At 76.6% G+C, this 1505-nt stretch carries 3 protein-coding genes; all 3 read right to left on the bottom strand.

The genetic code is table 11. The features are described 5' to 3' along the window. The coding region (locus MXD58_RS30490; RefSeq protein ID WP_284678919.1) for a hypothetical protein at positions 1 to 321 on the bottom strand (321 nt) is incomplete at its 3' end. Further along, the gene (locus tag MXD58_RS27365) at positions 318 to 473 is read right to left on the bottom strand and encodes a hypothetical protein (protein WP_250610906.1); all 156 of its coding nucleotides are present in this window, start codon (positions 471 to 473) and stop codon (positions 318 to 320) included. The genes MXD58_RS30490 and MXD58_RS27365, both read right to left, overlap by 4 nt. Beyond that, positions 470 to 1505 (bottom strand): glycosyltransferase (locus MXD58_RS27360; protein WP_250610904.1); only part of this gene is annotated, 1036 nt, incomplete at its 5' end. The genes MXD58_RS27365 and MXD58_RS27360, both read right to left, overlap by 4 nt.

Below are 1505 nucleotides of genomic sequence, written 5' to 3'. Positions count from 1 at the left end.
CCGCCGGCCCGCCCGCCGGGCGCACCTCCCGCGGGCCGCCCGACCGGCCAGCCGGGACCGGTCTGGGCAACCAGGCTCCCGCCGGCCGCGCGCCAGCGGTCCGCGGTCGGGCGGGCGCGGGCACTCTGATCCCGTTCCCGGTGTCGCCGCCGTCCCCCGACTCAGGCCCGACACCAGGCCCGACACCAGGTTCAGACCCGCGGCCAGCTCCAGCTCCAGGCCCAGCTCCAGGCCCAGGCCTAACGCCGGATCCGGGGCCAGATCCGAATCCAGGTCGAGGCCCAGACCCGGCTCCGCCGGCCGGGCCGGGTCCCGGCTCACCGACGGCCAGGGCCGCTGGCGCCAACCGGGCAGCCCGCCCCACACCGGCCGCGGCGCGCAGCTCGGCGACGAACCGAACCGAGGGCGTGCTCGAACAGGCCGATGTCGTCGGTGAGGCGGATGAGATGGTCGAACGAGACCGCGACGGTCACCGGGCCACCGACACGGGCGCGCTGGAGGGCCGGCTCCCGCGCCGGGCGACGAGCCCGGCGGCCAGCTGCCGGTACCGCCCGGCGACCGCCGGCCACAGCAGGTCCGGGGCCTTGGCGGCGGCGGCGCCGGCGAGTCCGGTACGCACCGTCTCGTTGGTGGTGATGCTGCGCACCGCGGCGGCGATCGCGCCCGGGTCCCGGTGCGGCACGACCAGGCCGCTGCCGTCGCCGAGGAGCTCGACGGCGTGCGGGAAGGCAGTGGCGACGATCGGGCACGACGCGGCGACCGCCTCGATGAGGACACCGGAGGTCACCTGGTCCACCGAGTCGTAGGGCAGCAGCACCACGTCGGCCTGGCGCACCAGCCCCGCGAGCGACACCGCGTCGAGGTAGCGGTCGTCGAAACTGACGGAGTCGGTCAGGCCCAGGTCCCGGACCTGGGCGGTCAGCCTGTCCCGGTAGGCCTCGCCCTCCCGGGCGAGGACCTTCGGATGGGTCTGGCCGGCGATGACGTAGCGCGGCGCGGGTGCGAGGCCGGCGAGCTGCGCCATGGCGGCGATGCCCCACTCGATGCCCTTGCCCGGTCCGATCAGCCCCCAGGTGAGGATGGTCGGCCGGTCGGCGTGCCGCCCCGGGGCCCGCTGGCCGTCCGCCGCGCCGTGCGGGATGACCACCACGCGGCGCGGATGGACCCGGTAGCCCTCGACGAGCCGCACGCGCGCGGTCTCGGTCATCACGACCACCGCGTCCGCCGAGGCGACGATGGCGTCCAGGACGCGACGCTGATGCGGCGTCGGTGTCACCAGCACGGTGTGCAGGACGACGATCACCGGCACCTCGACGGCATCGAGCACGGCGAGCACCTCGTCGCCGTCCGGCCCGCCGTACACGCCGTACTCGTGCTGCAGCACGGCGACGTCGAAGCCGTTGAGCAGCCGCGCTGCCTCGCGCGGTCCGCCCGGTGTGCCGGCGACGAGGTTCCCGACCACGGCCGTCGCGCCGGGTGGCGCGGGCCGCCCGGGCGACCGGGCC

This window comes from Frankia sp. AgKG'84/4, assembly GCF_023242965.2.
In the GTDB taxonomy this organism is placed as follows: domain Bacteria; phylum Actinomycetota; class Actinomycetes; order Frankiales; family Frankiaceae; genus Frankia.
The sequence above is the reverse complement of the archived record's forward strand: the minus strand, read 5'-3'. Positions and strand labels throughout refer to the sequence as shown.